This window comes from Alteribacter keqinensis (genome assembly GCF_003710255.1).
Lineage (GTDB): Bacteria > Bacillota > Bacilli > Bacillales > Salisediminibacteriaceae > Alteribacter > Alteribacter keqinensis.
This window is the reverse complement of the sequence record NZ_RHIB01000001.1, coordinates 976,178-991,804: the sequence shown is the minus strand read 5'-3', so window position 1 is coordinate 991,804 and position 15,627 is coordinate 976,178. Positions and strand designations below refer to the sequence as shown.

At 43.3% G+C, this 15,627-nt stretch carries 17 protein-coding genes; 4 read left to right on the top strand and 13 right to left on the bottom strand.

All coding sequences use genetic code 11. From position 1 onward, the window contains the following. Positions 1–10 precede the first annotated feature (10 nt). Complete coding sequence (locus EBO34_RS04920) at positions 11–1,063, bottom strand: C45 family autoproteolytic acyltransferase/hydrolase (RefSeq protein WP_122896810.1); 1,053 nt, start codon at positions 1,061–1,063, stop codon at positions 11–13. Positions 1,064–1,238: 175 nt separating this feature from the next. On the opposite strand from EBO34_RS04920, the gene EBO34_RS04915 reads away from it, so the two are divergent. The 3 genes from EBO34_RS04915 to EBO34_RS04905 all read left to right on the top strand — a co-directional run bounded on the left by EBO34_RS04915 (position 1,239) and on the right by EBO34_RS04905 (position 4,022). Beyond that, positions 1,239–1,916: a superoxide dismutase family protein gene (locus EBO34_RS04915; RefSeq protein WP_122896809.1), complete on the top strand. Its 678-nt coding sequence runs from the start codon at positions 1,239–1,241 to the stop codon at positions 1,914–1,916. Between the two features lie 228 nt (positions 1,917–2,144). Then, the gene (locus EBO34_RS04910; protein WP_122896808.1) at positions 2,145–2,657 is read left to right on the top strand and encodes a GNAT family protein; all 513 of its coding nucleotides are present in this window, start codon (positions 2,145–2,147) and stop codon (positions 2,655–2,657) included. A gap of 222 nt (positions 2,658–2,879) precedes the next feature. Beyond that, entirely contained in the window at positions 2,880–4,022 is a 1,143-nt protein-coding gene (locus EBO34_RS04905; RefSeq protein ID WP_183163834.1) for a M20 family metallopeptidase, read from the top strand. A 90-nt stretch (positions 4,023–4,112) separates the two neighbouring features. On the opposite strand, the gene cbpA is transcribed toward EBO34_RS04905, so the two are convergent. The 4 genes from cbpA to EBO34_RS04885 all read right to left on the bottom strand — a co-directional run bounded on the left by cbpA (position 4,113) and on the right by EBO34_RS04885 (position 6,616). Then, positions 4,113–4,766, bottom strand: a complete 654-nt coding sequence (gene cbpA / locus EBO34_RS04900; protein WP_183163717.1) for a cyclic di-AMP binding protein CbpA — start codon at positions 4,764–4,766, stop codon at positions 4,113–4,115. Positions 4,767–4,972: 206 nt separating this feature from the next. Continuing rightward, positions 4,973–5,533: a hypothetical protein gene (locus EBO34_RS04895; protein WP_122896806.1), complete on the bottom strand. Its 561-nt coding sequence runs from the start codon at positions 5,531–5,533 to the stop codon at positions 4,973–4,975. Positions 5,534–5,620: 87 nt separating this feature from the next. Beyond that, positions 5,621–6,118: a L,D-transpeptidase family protein gene (locus EBO34_RS04890; RefSeq protein WP_122896805.1), complete on the bottom strand. Its 498-nt coding sequence runs from the start codon at positions 6,116–6,118 to the stop codon at positions 5,621–5,623. A gap of 75 nt (positions 6,119–6,193) precedes the next feature. Further along, the gene (locus tag EBO34_RS04885; RefSeq protein ID WP_122896804.1) at positions 6,194–6,616 is read right to left on the bottom strand and encodes an organic hydroperoxide resistance protein; all 423 of its coding nucleotides are present in this window, start codon (positions 6,614–6,616) and stop codon (positions 6,194–6,196) included. Positions 6,617–6,755: 139 nt separating this feature from the next. On the opposite strand from EBO34_RS04885, the gene EBO34_RS04880 reads away from it, so the two are divergent. Continuing rightward, complete coding sequence (locus EBO34_RS04880) at positions 6,756–7,559, top strand: LysM peptidoglycan-binding domain-containing protein (protein WP_122896803.1); 804 nt, start codon at positions 6,756–6,758, stop codon at positions 7,557–7,559. Between the two features lie 125 nt (positions 7,560–7,684). On the opposite strand, the gene EBO34_RS04875 is transcribed toward EBO34_RS04880, so the two are convergent. The 8 genes from EBO34_RS04875 to ytvA all read right to left on the bottom strand — a co-directional run bounded on the left by EBO34_RS04875 (position 7,685) and on the right by ytvA (position 15,513). Then, a complete protein-coding gene (locus tag EBO34_RS04875) occupies positions 7,685–9,376 on the bottom strand; it encodes a M3 family oligoendopeptidase (RefSeq protein WP_122896802.1) in 1,692 nt (563 codons plus the stop codon). A 53-nt stretch (positions 9,377–9,429) separates the two neighbouring features. After that, a complete protein-coding gene (locus tag EBO34_RS04870; protein WP_183163716.1) occupies positions 9,430–9,783 on the bottom strand; it encodes a DnaJ family domain-containing protein in 354 nt (117 codons plus the stop codon). 208 nt (positions 9,784–9,991) lie between these two features. Next, the gene (locus EBO34_RS04865; protein WP_122896800.1) at positions 9,992–10,414 is read right to left on the bottom strand and encodes a pyridoxamine 5'-phosphate oxidase family protein; all 423 of its coding nucleotides are present in this window, start codon (positions 10,412–10,414) and stop codon (positions 9,992–9,994) included. Between the two features lie 50 nt (positions 10,415–10,464). Continuing rightward, positions 10,465–11,007: a peptide-methionine (S)-S-oxide reductase MsrA gene (gene msrA / locus EBO34_RS04860; protein WP_122896799.1), complete on the bottom strand. Its 543-nt coding sequence runs from the start codon at positions 11,005–11,007 to the stop codon at positions 10,465–10,467. Between the two features lie 976 nt (positions 11,008–11,983). Then, on the bottom strand, positions 11,984–12,979 hold the full coding sequence (locus tag EBO34_RS04855; RefSeq protein WP_122896798.1) for an aliphatic sulfonate ABC transporter substrate-binding protein: 996 nt from the start codon (positions 12,977–12,979) through the stop codon (positions 11,984–11,986). A gap of 18 nt (positions 12,980–12,997) precedes the next feature. Continuing rightward, positions 12,998–13,774: an ABC transporter permease gene (locus tag EBO34_RS04850; RefSeq protein ID WP_122896797.1), complete on the bottom strand. Its 777-nt coding sequence runs from the start codon at positions 13,772–13,774 to the stop codon at positions 12,998–13,000. Further along, positions 13,707–14,555: an ABC transporter ATP-binding protein gene (locus EBO34_RS04845; RefSeq protein WP_122896796.1), complete on the bottom strand. Its 849-nt coding sequence runs from the start codon at positions 14,553–14,555 to the stop codon at positions 13,707–13,709. The genes EBO34_RS04850 and EBO34_RS04845 overlap by 68 nt, the downstream gene beginning before the upstream one ends. Positions 14,556–14,736: 181 nt before the next feature. Beyond that, positions 14,737–15,513 (bottom strand): YtvA family blue-light photoreceptor, encoded by a 777-nt coding sequence (gene ytvA / locus EBO34_RS04840; protein WP_283234580.1) that lies wholly within the window; start codon positions 15,511–15,513, stop codon positions 14,737–14,739. Positions 15,514–15,627: the final 114 nt, after the last annotated feature.

The window sequence follows — 15,627 nt, the reverse complement described above, 5'->3', positions numbered from 1 at the left end:
ATTTTTTTATTTACTTTCTCTTCAGATGAAAAACCGGTAAGGCACCCGGGAGTGTACCATTTATTTTTTTCAGCATACTGTCTCTCCCTTTTAACCAGCTGGAAAAAGAAACGGTCACAGGTTCTCCGTTCACCCCGACTCCGATGTGGACTGCTTGATTTACAGTATCGTACACCGCTGTATGAATCGTTCCCGACCAGTTTCCGTATTCTCTTTTTGCTATGTTGTATTTTTCGTGATTCAGATAATAAAAGAGCTGCTTTGCGGCCGGATTTCCTTGTGCGAGGGTGTTTAGAGACCTGAGTCTTGACTCTGATTCTACGGTACGGTGCCGGTTCTCCTCACGTTTGACGGTAAAATGATTCGTGCAGCTTACTCTTCCTTCCGGCTGGACCGCTACTCCTTTAGAAGAGGCCTCTACGACCGCACTGTTTCTATTTGCATCTGTCATCGAATAGTTAAACGCATGACGGTGTGGAATCTGCTTAATCATGTCCTTTGCTTCTTCAACAGTGGCACACTGATTTAATAGAAAGCGTGCTATCGTTGTGCAGATAAACCCGTCTCCAGGTCTGATCCGGTTCACAAAGTGGTAGCCTACGGCCAGTCCCTTTTCGTTCATTCCATCCATCCGCCCGATCATCCGCTGTGCAAAGCCAATGGAACTGTAGCCCTTTGATTGTTCCGGCTGCCAGAAAACAAATCTGCCATCGTAGGTTTTTGGATGATAATCGTAATTTCTTCCGTATACCCCATCGATCATGAACGTGGAACAGCCGGATTTTTTCCAGTCCTGCTGGTAGCCTCCGTATTCGTGAAGGGTATCTTCAAGGGACCATCCGAGACCTTCCGAGAGTCCCTCCAATTCTTCCCACAGTTCAGGGGCCAGTTCCAAGAACCACCTTCTGGCCTCATACAGAACGGTATTGTAGGATCTCATCGACTTGCTCCGCCGTTTTACATGGGCATTATATAATGGCATCTCTTTTAGTTTTTCCCCTTGTTTATATCCGAATTCGTAAGGCGATCCTCTTCCCTGGATTACATCCACCTGTATTTTCATGTCAGCCCCCTGTTCTTTTTTCACTTTTAATAGTACATTTTATCCTTTTGCACTGAAAGCAAAAACGGCTTTTAAAAAGAATGTCTGATTGTCCGGAAGAGACCAGGTTTATATTCGGCACTGATTGACTACCCTGCTAACGTAGTGGATTCAATTTAAAAAGGAAGTGACAGCGATGAAAAAGTATCTTTTTGCAGTTTTGCTGACTTCTATCGTTGCATCAGGATGTGCAGGGGAAAACCAGTCATCCGAAACAAATGAAGAAGGCGGTTATATTAACAATCAGTCAGTGATGGATCACGGGATTCAATCTGATCACACTGAGGCAGTCGAGACATTTGCAGGCGGTGCCCACGATATCGGCGAACTCCAGGCGAAAGCAGAATTAAAAAATGCAGCGGATGAACCTGTTGGATCTGTTTCCTTCTTTGCCTTAGACGAGCAGGTAATTGTCAAGGCCGAAGTGAAAAATCTCGAGACGGGCTTTCACGGGTTTCATATTCATGACAACGGGGTTTGTGAAGCTGATGCAGAAGAAGGGCCATTCATGAGTGCAGGTGGTCATTACAATCCGGCAGTAAACCCTCATGATCATCACGCAGGGGATATGCCGCCGGTATATGTTACTGAAAACAAAACAGGTTATCTTGTGGCTAAACTTGACCGCTTTACTCCCGCCCAGCTCCTTGAAGATGATGTTGCCGTAATTGTTCACGAAGATGCAGATAATTTCGCCAACATACCGGACCGCTACCAGTCTTCAGAACAAAACGAACCGGGACCGGATGTACAGACACTTAAAACCGGAGACGCAGGAGACCGCGCAGCATGCGGCGTAGTCACAAAACCATAAATTGTGCAAAATTGTGCGGGGTCGAAATTGTGCGGGGTCTGTCCCCGCACAATTTTCTGTTTGAGGTTGACAGCTTTTCCAGCTTGTGATCAGATGATTATTTTCAGCATTTTCTAACGTTTGAAATTTCCCGGTCAATCTAGTAAAATACGAAAACTGTAGGACTTTTTACATTGACAGCTAACTTTTGAAAATCGATTACGAATACTCACTGACGGGGAGGATCTTATGCTGCTTCTTCAGGATGATAAAAGAAAATCAAAAGATGAACTCATTCAGGAAAAATCCGATCTGGAATTTCAAATGTTCAGAATGCAGGAGAACCTAAAACAAATCGCCGGTAAATGGGATGTTTTAGGGATTGACCAAACAAAAGAAGATAACTGGGTCATCATATACTCTAGTGATGACAATAATACGTGCAAAATCATGCTGAATGACTGCTCCGCCCCTTTTCGAGGTCAATGGGACTTCTCGATTCACGCTCAATACACCGACAACAATACCATTCAGATTGATGATATTAGAGGGAAAGAAAACCGGGGCTACGGAACCGTCTGCATGAATCACCTGAAAGATTATGCTCTGAAAAACAACGTGCAGTATATTACAGGTAACCTCGTAAAACGTGACTGGGATCATATCGACCGTCTCGTGCATTTTTACAAAAAGCACTCTTTTCACGTGAATGTATCAAAAAAAGAAAAACAAGGTACAATCACCTGGCAGCCTGCGATTTAATACAGTCACACCACGCCACAATTTCACACAAAATTGTGCGGGGACAGACCCCCTTTTTACGTTCTTAAAAAAGGGGGCTTTTGTCTTTCGTTTCCCGGACAAAACCTCCTCTTCTCTTCCGCCTTTTCATTTACTCTTGATCGTTATAAAATAGCTACAGACCGTTTCAGGTTGAAAACGAGAGGGGAAATAAAATTGTACATAGAGAAACTTTTTGAAACAATGGACGAATTAAAGAATAGAATGTATGAAATCAGCCAGTATATCGGAAATAACCCGGAACTTGGGAATGAAGAGTTCAAAGCCTGTGAGATACTGTCTGAAACCCTGCGGGAGCACGATTTTAAAGTTAACACTAATATTGTCGGTCAGCCTACTGCCTTTGAAGCTGTATATGAAAGCGGACGTCCCGGACCAAACGTGGCATTTATGAGCGAATATGATGCTTTGCCGGAGATTGGACATGCCTGCGGGCACAACCTCATCGGCACAATGGGAGCCGCTGCCGGAATTGCATTAAGCAAATTTATACATGAGACAGGCGGAAAAGTGTTTGTCTACGGTACACCTGCGGAAGAAACGCGGGGAGCAAAGGTAACCATGGCTGAGGAAGGTGTCTTTGACCACCTGGATGTTGCCATTATGTCTCACCCAAGCAGCTGCTACCGGGAAAGCGGAAGTTCTCTTGCTATGGATGCCATTGAGTTTGCTTTCACAGGCAAAACCGCACACGCAGCCGCTGCACCAGAAGAAGGCATTAACGCTCTTGATGCTGTTATCCAAACCTTTAACAGTATTAATGCCCTGCGGCAACACGTAACTTCTGATGTACGGATTCACGGTGTTATTCCTGAAGGCGGAAAAGCGGCAAATGTGGTTCCGGATTATGCAGCAGCACACTTTTATGTAAGGGCATCCACCCGCTCAGCTGTTAACAAAGTAGTAGAAAAAGTGAATAATTGCGCAAAAGGTGCAGCACTGGCCACCGGCGCAGAACTTTCCATATCCAATTACGAATTCTCCTACGACAACATGGTTACTAACGAGCCTCTTTCCAAAACCTTTACTGAAAGTCTTGTCTCCCTCGGTGTAGACAGGGATGAAATAAAAGAAAAAAAAGGCGGCGGATCTCTTGACATGGGTAACGTGAGTCACAAAGTTCCATCTATACACCCTTATGTTAAAATCAGTGATACACCGATTATTGGTCATACGCGGGAGTTCAGAGATGCCGCACTCAGCAAAGAGGGATTTGAAGGCATGTTTATCGGAGCTAAAGCTATGGCACTTACAGGACTGAAGGTATTAACCGACAGAAGCCTTCTTGACTCGATTAAAAATGAATTCGAAAATACGAAAAAATAACCAAAAAAGATCAGCAAGGCATTTTTGCCTTGCTGATCTTTTTTTGCCCTCAGTCAGGACCGCGTCGAATTAGTCCTACTTCTATTTCTACTACTGCTTTCCTTCACCAGCCATGGATTTTTCGTTTTCAATATGAATGATTCGGAAGTGATTATTCTCGAGATGGCGTACTATTTTCTCCAATTCATCCTCTGTCGTTTCGTTTGGCAGGGTTACCACACAGCGACGCATAAATGTGCGGTCACTATCCAGAGTAATGAAGCTTCTGATATCTGTTACCTTTGAAAGAGTTGCAGCGATATCCTGTAAAGAACCTTTATACTCTTCCATTGAAAGGGTAAGAGCGTAACTACTGTGCCCTACAGCCCATGCGTTCTCCAGAATATCAAGAATTTTGCCGTGTGTCAGGATGCCTTTAAACTTCTTGTCTTCATCAATAACAGTAAGATAGGGAACCTGACGGATTGTAAAAAACACACTGAAAAATGACGCTTTCTCGTCAACTGCTTTATCTTTGTCGGATAAAAGGGTTGTGATAGGCGCTGCCGGATCGAGATTGTCTCTGTAAAGGTATTCATAGAGGTGGGTTTTATAAATGTTGCCGAGGAATTCCTCTTCTGCTGATAAAACCGGCACACACCTGAAACCAGTCTGCTGGATGAAATCAAGCGCTTCTTTAATATTCATTGTTTCATCAAGTGTTTTTACATCTCTTTTGTGTAGGTAATGGGATTTAATCTGCATCTTCATCGTCTCCTTCATTTGTAGCATCTTCTGTTATATTCAACAAATGAGACAGTATTTCCTGCATACAACCTTGCTGGTACAGCTATTATGATTTTTATTAATGCTCCTGTATTGCTGCTTCTTTTATCTGGCGTTATAAATGAAGATGAAGTGTTGTGGATATAACTTTCACCAAGCAGTAAGCTATGCTTAAACAGACTTAATTAAACAGCAGATTCTTTCTCTTTTTCTACCCTCACGTACCTCTCATCATAAGAGTTTATATTGAGGGATTCGAATATGAAATCGATATTAAGCCCCAGATCGGATGACAGCATGATCTTAGCCAGGTCGATTGCGGTTGTGGTGTCGTCGTAATGGGAAACCTCCACCCTGACTTTCACAGAATAGTTATCCCCGAGCTTAAACAGCACGTCAACATTCATAAATTCCCCTTCATTGAGTTCGGAAAAATCCTCTTTATCCACCAGTCGTTTTTCATCTGCTTTACGCCACTGGTTTCTGATAATTTCCTGAATGGTTTCTTCTGTGAACTCACCAACGATTTCACAGTATTGGTCTTCCCGATCTTTAACGATGATTCTTAAAAAACCGTTACTCCATATCCAGCAATGGGAGAACTGCCCGCTGCGGTCCAGCTTGTTTTCATCTCCCTCATCCTCGTGGTCATATAAATGACTCAGGCAGTGAAAGCCCATGTCATTCAGTTCTTTTGTTGTTTTTATCTGTTTGAGCATTGGCTCCACTTCTACATAATCCGTCATCCTATACACTCCTATAAAATGTGTTACAGGTATATACCCTTACACGAGTGTTCATACTCATCTAAATAAATCTGTATTCATACCGGATTACGGTCTTATACTTACCCGCGTTCCATTCGGCACTACCGAACCCAGCTCCAGTACATTTTCATTAAACATCCTGATACACCCGCGGGAGACAGCCTGCCCAATCGAGGCCGGGTTATTTGTACCGTGGATGCCGTAACCTTTCTTTGATAAGGACAACCACAAAGCTCCGAACGGCCCCCCTGGATTTGGCTCTCTGTTTACGATAATAAATTCTCCTGTCGGTGTATCGAACAGCATCCTTCCGACTGCAATCGGATATACTTTCACCTGCACGCCGTTTTCGAGTAATGTAAGTGTCCGTTGAGATATAGAAACGATAATAGAATAAGGAATCATGTTCGGGTCAGGGATTCCCGGTATCGTTACCGCCTGACCGATGTATATGAAATTTGGATCGGGCAGCCCATTTGCCTGAAGAATAGCCTGGAAGGGTGTGCGGTAATCTTCAGAAATAGAAAAGAGGGTTTCCCCCGGCCTGACTATATGCTGATACATAAAAACCTCCTGCACATCCGTTTTATTACTAACGTATGTGCAGGAGGTTTCGTTTCATTCTTTTTTAATTCAGGGTCAGCCTGTAGTGACATTTAACGATACATCAATATTATCCCGCGTAGCTTTGGAATATGGACAAAAATCGTGGGCTTTATGAGCGAGATCTTCAGCTTCCTCTCGGGAAACGCCCTGAATTGAAACTTCCAGGTTCACACCGAGCTTAAATCCATCGTCAGAAGGGTCCTTTAAGAGTGAAACTTCCGCTGTTATTTTCGAATCAATTTCTTTGTCTGCTTTTGAAGCGATTAAGTTAAGAGCCCCGTCAAAGCAGGCTGCATAACCTGCAGCAAACAACTCTTCCGGATTCGTGCCTTCTGTTGTTGCAGTATCTCCTTTAGGCATAACGAGATTATGATCCACAACACCACTCACTGATTTGACGTGACCTTCACGGCCGCCTTCTGCTGTCGCTTTAGAAGTAAACATAACTTCTGCCATATGAAATCCACTCCTTCTAATAATTGTCCACAAGGTATATCTTTACTTTTTCATGGGATTTTAAACCACTTTTCATAAAGAAGTGTCTTTTTACAAGCTGTGAAACATATCATTATGACAGAGCAGGAGGTGTTTTTTTATGGCTATTCTTAATGGAACGCACAGTATTCATACAGTACAGGCTGGTGATACCCTTTACTCCCTGGCATTACGGTACGAAAGTGATGTGGAGGATATCATTAAAGCCAACGCTCTATACCCTCCATTCACAGAACAATACACAATCTTCCCGGGTGAAAAACTCATCATTCCAAAACGCTATCCCGACCGGACCGTGACCCTTTATACCGTTTCAGAGGGAGAGACTCTTGGGGCCATCAGCAAAAGATTTGGAACAACTCCTGATCTTATTGCCGGTATGAATGATACCATTCAAAACCCGGATTTCATTTATCCTTATCAGCAAGTATCCATTCCCGCAGTTATCTATGTAATTGAGGAGGGCGACTCCCTATTTACTATTTCTCACTCCCTTGGTGTTTCTCTGCAAAAAGTTCTGACTGCCAATCAGTTTCGCACCGGAATCTCACCTGACCTGATCTATGAAGGAACCTTCCTGATCATCCCGTTACCTACATCCGGAAATATTGTCGTTTTTGAACCAAGGCCCGGGGCCCCGTTTAATGACGGCGGTATTATCAGCGGTCTCGCCAGGGCATTTGAAGCCAATGTCCTTTATCGGCTTGTAGACCAGAATGACAAAACGGTTTCCGGCGAGCGTTTTACAACGGCTGCACTCGCAGGGCCCGCATATGGTTCTTTCGTAGCGAGTGTTCCTTTTGACAACCTGCCTACTTCAGATACCGGAACTCTCTGGGTATACACAAGAAGTGCCGAAGACGGATCTGTTCAGGACCTGGTCAAATTAAAAGTCTCATTTTAGTCAAATCTTTTTGACAACATCATTTCCATAGAGAGGACGGCTCCTAAGGTGTATAATCCCGCCTTAAGAGCCGCCCTCGTTTTAATTCTGCTTTATTCTGTCTCTCAGATAGGGGAAACTCCTTCTTACTTAAGTTCCTCCAGCTCTTTTTTTATAAATGAAACCGCATTTTTCACTGTATTATCGGAAAACTCAAATGAAATACCTGCGGCTTTATATACCTCAGGCAGAGGCTTTGACCTGCCCAGTTTAAGAGCCCGTTCGTAATTGGCAAGTGCCGTTTCCGGATCTTCTTTGTACTGCATATACATTTGAACAGCACCCAGTTGGGCTATTACGTATTCGATGTAATAAAACGGAACCTCAAAAATATGAAGGACAAACAGCCATTTGTTCCGGTGCCAGTCTCTCACCCCTGTCCAGTCAACTGCTCCAAGGGACAGTTCGTTTGAAAGGTTCTCAAAATAACTGTTCCGCTCCTCTTTCGTGTGCTCAGGGTTTTCATAAAGCCAGTGCTGGAACTGATCTACAACCATTCCCTGTGTCAACAGATCAATGATGCTGCTGAACTGCTCTTTTTTGGCCCGTTTGAGATCCTCTTCGTTTTTATAAAAGCGATCCCACTGATCCATCGTGAACAGCTCCATGGTCATACTCGCAAGTTCAGCGGACTCACTCGGTGTATCGCGGTACAACCCGACAGGGAGATCTTTTTTATAATCATTATGAATACAGTGTCCCATCTCGTGGATAAGTGTTACCAGGTCGTCCTGATGTCTGGCTTCGTTCATAAAAATAAACGACAGATCAGAAACAGGAAGTGTAGTGCAGAAGCCACCCGGTGCCTTCCCTTTTCTAGCAGACAAATCAAGCATTCCCCGCTCATCCATCCTGCTCAGGAGCTCCCCAAACCGCGGGTTCAGCGTATTGAGCATTTCCTTTGTCCCCTCTACAAGCTCATTTCTTGTTTCATAAGGTTTGAGTGGTGTCTGCCCATTCGGAACTCCCTGAAGATCCCAGAAACGCAGAGAATCTACACCCAGATCACCTTTTTGTTCATTTAACAGGTGATCCTGAATAGGACGTGCGTGCTTCCTGACACTCTCCATTAATGCTTTACAATCTTTTGGCGTATAATCGAATCTTTCATATTTTTTGAACATGTAGTCACGATAATTTGAAAGGCCTGCATTTTCAGCTTTTTTCTGACGCAGTTTGATCAGGTCATCCATGATCAATTGAAGCTCGGCCTCTTCTGATAAAACAGCTTCCATGATCAACGTCGCTGCTTTTTTACGTGTCTCGCGGTCAGAACTTTTCAGATGAACCTTTGCCTGGCTCAGTGTAAGTTCATCCCCATCCCAGTCAACGGTCAGACTGCCGGTAATTTCAAAATAACGTGTCGCAAGACGGTCTTCCTCAATTTCCAGATCTACGTTTTCATCCCGGAAGATGGCTTTTGCATTTTCTTTACTTTTAATAAATTCCCCGTATACATCAGTGTCCAGCAATGACTTGTACTCATTTTTAAAGAATTTGTTATCAAGAAGAGCTTCATATCTCTTCACCATGGGTTCTATGTATTTCTGATCATATTCAAATGCCTCTTTGGCCTTTTCAGAATGACTGTAACACTGAAAATCAATGTAATGACCGGACAGGGCTTCTTCAATAGCGTCATAAACTTCAGTTTGATCCACCAGCCATTTCTCAAGGTCCTCAACTGACGTTACAGGACGTTCAAGAAGCTTCCTGAGCTGGTGCTCAACCTTATCTGCCTGCTTAAAATCATACTTTTCAACGTAATATTTCATCATATTATCTTCCTCCCACCTTCCTGATTATACCAGAATGTCTGTCAATTCTGAAATTAAAGCCAGCTTTCGTACCGCTCTTCCAGATTACCGGGACTGACAAGCCCTCTTTGCATAACAGGCGGGCATTTCTGGTTGTATTTTCTAATAAGACCATTAATGGTCTCAACCCTCTCCTCGAATACCTCTTCATCCATATGTTCTTTCAGGCGAATCACCTTTTCCATCTCAGTGACCACTTCTTTTCTTTTCTGCACCCATTCAGGCACAAAATTTGCTGCCTTAATCGTGCGGTCAAGCACATCCCCCTCAAGCAGCTCCCGTTTCAGCGGTTTTCCTTTACCTTCGAGATGGTCGAAGTCGCCGGCTTTTTCATGTTTCTTATAAATGTCACCAAACCAGTCTTTCATCTTCATTCCTCCTGCTCACTTCAGATAATTCCATCTTCCATAACAGGGAGGCTTCTTCCTGTGTAAAAACAATATGTTCACAATTTTTAAATATTTTTAACTGATTAGATTAGATGCTGATTTCCATAACAAACCTGTGCCGGCGTCCCAGTCACACTAGAAAAACCGCCCGAAAGGGGTTTACCTTACGGGCGGCTTCCAAATTAAATTATAGTTCAAGTGTATCTGGTGTTTCTTCTCCGTCATTCATCAGACGGATTGCGGAAGGCGTAACCTGCAACAATACAAATTCCGGATCACGGGGGCCGTCAAACCATTTTGACATACGGTCACTCCAGACTTTTTCTTTCATCTCATTATCATCTTTAATTTCCACTTTTCCCTCGATTTCAAGATAAGGGTCTTCATAACCTTCTCCTTCATAGCCTAAGAGAATATGAACGTAAGGGTTTTCCCGGATATCCTCTGCCTTGTGTGTTTCTTTATTCGTTGGTGTATAAAGCATTAAACCGTCATTAAAAAAGGTCATATACCTGGAATTCGGCCGGTTATTTCTCACTGTAGCCAGTGTGCCTACTTTATGGGAGTCAAGCAGAGAAATAATTCTGTCCTTAAGCGCATGTTCATTCATAACTGTCACCACTCCTTGAGAAAGATATCCTTACTATTCCTCAATTGGTGTTAAATAAAACCGGGTGACTTCCAATGCTTATTAATAAAAGCATCCCTGCCTGAATTAACACGTTCCTGTTTATATCTATCAGGGTTTTTTTTATAAAACTTCTGATGCATTTCTTCTGCAGGATAAAAAACCTCGGCCGGTAATATCTCTGTTACAACAGGTTTATTAAACGGTCCGTTTTCTTCGACTCGCTGCTTTGATTTTTCTGCAGCTGTTTTTTGTTCATAGGAATGATAAAAAATAGCCGTTCTATACTGAGGTCCCCGGTCAATAAACTGCCCTTCTGCATCAGTGGGATCTATTTGAGGCCAGTATAATTCCAGAAGGCTCTCATAGGAAAACAGAGATGGATCATACGTTATTTTTACAGCTTCGAAATGACCTGTATCCCCTTGTTTTACTTCTTTGTATGAAGGGTTTTTAACATGTCCTCCGGTATATCCTGATCGAACCTCAATAATTCCCGGCAGCTCATCAAATGGTTTCACCATGCACCAGAAACAGCCTCCGGCAAAGGTTGCCACTTCAACTCGTCTAGTCATAAACATCACCTGATATCTTCATTTAATTATCACTGTATCAGTTTAACACAGGAAAGATAAAGAGTCGCCCACGCAACACTATTTAAACAGTCGTTTAATGTCAGAATAAACTGTCAATTTTTATAGGGGTTTCTTTGGTTATTTTTTAATATTTTATTGAACGCTTTTAAATTTCCGGTATTGACTTCTGCTTTATTTCCTCGTGCGGTTCGGGAGCCACCCCGGCACATGTCCGGTCTCTCTGGCCTGCAATTCTCCCGAAGCAGTGCCCAGAAATCGCGACACTTCACAAATTTTATCACTTAACCTCGATCTTTGACACAGTCACCCATGCTAGCTTATTCCTGCCACGGAACATGAAAATAGACATGCGCTCTGTTTTCGGCATGGTATTTTATATCCTCCAGTTCGCAACGCTTTGGAGTTGAATGGAACAAGCTAGACTCCCGCCGAAGTGCGAGACAGGCGAGATCTTACATCTTGAGGGCACTGAAAAAGTCAAAGCCCGATAATAATGCCGCCCCATCTTCTTTTAAATAGGCTCGGAAAAGTTAGGTGTTAATCTACGCTCATTGCACTTTCCGCGGGCGGCTCGATCTTCAGCATGCTGCTCCTTCCTCTCTGCCAGCCAGGCTCTGAAGAAATATGCGGCGAAGCAACTCGAGGCTTATTCATGAAGCAAGTCTTGTGCTTGACCGGGTCTCCACGGAATTCGCTCCAATCAACATTCTTTTATAACCACAATGACCTTTAGCACATGAAAAAATCAAAACCCACTTCAAGTTGCAATCAGAGCCCTAAAGTGTTTGAGTAGCTTCCCTCTCAATGAGGAGGCTCGGCGCAAGTCGCGGAAAGGTAGCGTATTCCGTTTAACGAAGCTGAGAACATCGGTAAGATGCTGAGAATGAAATCCCCCAAATTGTATTTTCAGGGCAGCCCATTCAACAAAAGCCGCCCTTTTGGACGGCTTTTGTTTCTATTCTTCTGTAATACGGTCAAGAATGGATGTGTCGACAAACCCGTCAAGATCAGGCTCATCCTCAATGAAATTGAGTTCATAGGAAGCTGTAGCCCAGTACTGAAGTGCATCCGCATGGGTTTCTGTTGTTACCACCATACGCTCCCATGCATTTTCAAGTACTGTTTCAGGAAGTCTTGTCTGAGTAAGGTTATATAGAGAATCGTTGATTGTTTTCAACGTATCTTCAGTATTTTCCTCAGTATAGTCCACAGCGCGTTTATGTGCGCGCAATGCCTGCTCTACTGCTTCAGGATTATTTTCCAGAAAGTCATTCGTGGTTACAATGACTACACTCGCCAGTTCCTGACCTAAGAATACTTCATCCCACTCTACAACAACATTCGCGTTGTGTTCTTCAACGAGAAGCGTACCCCAAGGTTCGGGAGCTGCTGCTGCATCAATGTCACCTTGCTCAAACATGGCAACCATATTGGCAGGTGCCACCCGTGACTGATGTTCAACGGTTCCGCCCAGCCGATTTGATTTCAGTCCGATGCCTTCAAGCATAATTTCGAGCTGGACATTATGTGTACATCCGTTCCCCGGTGTGCAAAAGGAATGACCATCAAGGTCTTCCAAAGTGTGAATACCGGAGTCTTCCCTTGACACAATCAGTGTAGCTCCGTTCGCTGCAGCTCCAATAACCACAACGTCTCCACCTTGAAGGAAATAGTTAATAGCCGGCCCCGGACCGACATACCCCATATCAATGTTTCCTGTACTCAAAGCATCGATAAAGTCATTTCCGTTTGGAAAATTCACAAAATCTACGTCACTTTCTGTCATTTCTTCTTCAAAATACCCTTTTTCCATACCCACAATTGCCGCAGCATGATCGAGGTTCGGGAAATACCCGATATTGACCTCATCTGAAGATGAACTTCCGCCTGTGCCACACGCTGCAAGGAGCATCAATGCTCCCACACTTGCCAAACCCAGAATTTTTTTCATTTGAATCCCCCTTCTTTTTTACGAATTACTTGTATTCAGACCCCAGCGTGATAATACTCGTTTTTCTACCTTACTAAAGATAAAGTACTCTACCGTCAAGCCGATCGCAGAAATAATAAACATAATGGCTACCACCAAATCCATATTGTAAAAATCACGGGCATCCATCAGTGTTCTGCCGAGACCTCCCCGACCAATCAGTTCTGCCGCCATCAACGCCCGCCATCCGAATGCCCAGGCGAGACGTGCACCGGTCAATGCTGATGGAATGGATGCAGGCAACATGACTTTCCAGACGAGTTCTGTCTTTTTGTACCCCATTGTTCTGGCTGCTCTTATCAATATGGGCTGGACATTTTTAATACCCATTCTCATATTGAGAGTCATCGCCCAAGTACCACCAAGAACGACAACGAACAGAATCGCTCCTCCGCCACCCTGGAACATCATAAGGGCAATTGGAAGCCATACAATACTAGGAACTGGCTGTAGTGCAATAACAAGGGAACCCAGTGTTTCGTCTGCCAGTTTAGATGTAGCAAGAAGGACACCGAGAACTCCGCCGATAATAACGGCCAAAACAAACCCTAATGAAATTCGCTGCATACTCTCAAGAAGGGCTACACGTAAAATTCCTGTTTCAAAAAAACCACGGTATAATTGCTCGACAGCTCCAATAGGAGACGGAAATAATGTTGTGGCCCAAAAATTCGTCTGTAAATTAACTCTAAATATGATCTCCCATATTACGATTAGTGCCGTAAAGAAGAGAAGCCTTCTGGCTGTTGAAGTCATCTCCCATTTCCTCCCTCATCACTTTCTCTATTTCACCGCCCAAAATGGACATGATATCTTGTTCAAGCTTAATAAATTCTTCTGAAGCAGGTGTCCTTGGTCTGGGCAGATCCACAGGATAAACTTTCCTGATCCCCCCCGGACGTGTACCCATTAAGACAATACGATCTGATAAGAGGATCGCTTCTCTGATATTATGAGTAACAAAAAGAATCGTTTTTTTCGTTTCTTCCCAGATGAACTGGACTTCTTTATGAAGCATGGATCGTGTCTGTTCATCAAGAGCTCCGAATGGTTCATCCATCAGCAGAATTTTCGGATTCATTGCCAAAGCTCTGGCTATTGCAACACGTTGTTTCATTCCGCCTGATAATTCATGGGGAAAAGCGTCCATGAATTTACTCAGGTGAACAAGTTTTAAATATTTCTCCGCTTCTTTATGAGCATCTTCTTTATTCATTTTTTTCCTAAGTGCAAACTTTACGTTGTCAATAACATTCAGCCAGGGCATTAACGCTGCTTCCTGAAACACAACCCCTCTGTCCGATCCAGGCCCTGTGACATTCGTGTCACCCACTTTCACTTCGCCGTTTGTCGCCCGGTCCAGCCCGGCAACAATATTTAACAGCGTGGACTTACCGCATCCCGACGGGCCGAGAAGAGATACAAACTCACCCGGACTCACATCAAGCGATATATCATCGAAAACGGTAAATGACTTTTTTTCCTTATCATCAGAGACGAATGTTTTCTCTACATTCTTAATCATTACTCGCTCCATTACTAAACCTCCTGGACAAAACAATTAATCCTTATCACCTTACTCGGGATTACTTTCATTAGTATATGACAGTTCACAAATGGGTGTCAATACAATTTCTCCTTTCCGTACCGTTGGAAATCAAATAAAAATGGGACATTTGCCGCAAAACAAGGCAGATGTCCCTTTTGAGTTAGAATTTTCATTTTGACGTAATGGCTTCTTTTACGGTGGAAAAGGTTGAGATCTCAGATAAATCTATCTGTAGGTGTGTTGCTTTAATAGCAAGTCTGGTTGAAATACCGGTAATAATTAAACGGGTACCTAAAAGTCTCAGAAGCTCGTTCAAGTTGAATATGCCTCTGGTCACATGCTCGTTAATATCGCTCAGTCCCGACAGGTCCAGGATAAGCGTATGGTCTTTCGTTGCCGACACAGCCGCAGTAATATTTTGAAGGATAATTTCGAGTCTTTCTTCATCTACATTTCCGATTAACGGCAGTACCGAGACCCCGTCCTCAATTGGAACGATAGGTGTGGAGAGCCTCGACACCTCTTCAAGATACCCTTTTATTTTAGCCTGCGAATCTTTTAACTCGGAAATATCTTTTTGAACACCTATAAAATAATACTTCTCTTCTTCTTTTACATAGACCGGATCAATGTGGAGTTCATTCCAGAAGGCTTCCCCGCTTTTACGGTAGTTCTTAAGTGTTACGGAAACCGGTCTTTTATTCATAAGCCCATTCTTTATATCCTTTATGGCTTCTGATGAGGTCCCTCCCCCCTGCAAAAATCTGCAGTTTTTACCGAGATATTCTTCCGGATCATATCCTGTAATGGCGCCGAAAGATTTGTTGGAATATACAATCGGATTATCATCCAAATCCGGGTCTGTAATAATAACACCTGCTCTGGTGTAATCCATCGCCTGAATAATAACATCGAGCGACAAACATTCGCTGAGTTTATGTCCCAAGTACTTATCCTCCAATATCCATCTTTTCATATGATAACTTTTTCTATCATAAAATGAATCCGGCTGTATTTCAACTTTTCCATTATAATAGAATCATTATTCTGAATAATCGTA

What these genes read in the sequence shown, in the direction of transcription:
- EBO34_RS04890 (WP_122896805.1), bottom strand. Translation starts at nt 6,118, where the DNA reads ATGTATCAGCATATAGTCAGGCCGGGGGAAACCCTCTTTTCTATTTCT.
- EBO34_RS04920 (WP_122896810.1), bottom strand. Translation starts at nt 1,063, where the DNA reads ATGAAAATACAGGTGGATGTAATCCAGGGAAGAGGATCGCCTTACGAA.
- EBO34_RS04875 (WP_122896802.1), bottom strand. Translation starts at nt 9,376, where the DNA reads ATGATGAAATATTACGTTGAAAAGTATGATTTTAAGCAGGCAGATAAG.
- EBO34_RS04845 (WP_122896796.1), bottom strand. Translation starts at nt 14,555, where the DNA reads ATGGAGCGAGTAATGATTAAGAATGTAGAGAAAACATTCGTCTCTGAT.
- EBO34_RS04885 (WP_122896804.1), bottom strand. Translation starts at nt 6,616, where the DNA reads ATGGCAGAAGTTATGTTTACTTCTAAAGCGACAGCAGAAGGCGGCCGT.
- cbpA (WP_183163717.1), bottom strand. Translation starts at nt 4,766, where the DNA reads ATGCAGATTAAATCCCATTACCTACACAAAAGAGATGTAAAAACACTT.
- msrA (WP_122896799.1), bottom strand. Translation starts at nt 11,007, where the DNA reads ATGACTAGACGAGTTGAAGTGGCAACCTTTGCCGGAGGCTGTTTCTGG.
- EBO34_RS04880 (WP_122896803.1), top strand. Translation starts at nt 6,756, where the DNA reads ATGGCTATTCTTAATGGAACGCACAGTATTCATACAGTACAGGCTGGT.
- EBO34_RS04855 (WP_122896798.1), bottom strand. Translation starts at nt 12,979, where the DNA reads ATGAAAAAAATTCTGGGTTTGGCAAGTGTGGGAGCATTGATGCTCCTT.
- EBO34_RS04910 (WP_122896808.1), top strand. Translation starts at nt 2,145, where the DNA reads ATGCTGCTTCTTCAGGATGATAAAAGAAAATCAAAAGATGAACTCATT.
- EBO34_RS04865 (WP_122896800.1), bottom strand. Translation starts at nt 10,414, where the DNA reads ATGAATGAACATGCGCTTAAGGACAGAATTATTTCTCTGCTTGACTCC.
- EBO34_RS04870 (WP_183163716.1), bottom strand. Translation starts at nt 9,783, where the DNA reads ATGAAAGACTGGTTTGGTGACATTTATAAGAAACATGAAAAAGCCGGC.
- EBO34_RS04895 (WP_122896806.1), bottom strand. Translation starts at nt 5,533, where the DNA reads ATGACGGATTATGTAGAAGTGGAGCCAATGCTCAAACAGATAAAAACA.
- EBO34_RS04905 (WP_183163834.1), top strand. Translation starts at nt 2,880, where the DNA reads ATGGACGAATTAAAGAATAGAATGTATGAAATCAGCCAGTATATCGGA.
- EBO34_RS04850 (WP_122896797.1), bottom strand. Translation starts at nt 13,774, where the DNA reads ATGACTTCAACAGCCAGAAGGCTTCTCTTCTTTACGGCACTAATCGTA.
- EBO34_RS04915 (WP_122896809.1), top strand. Translation starts at nt 1,239, where the DNA reads ATGAAAAAGTATCTTTTTGCAGTTTTGCTGACTTCTATCGTTGCATCA.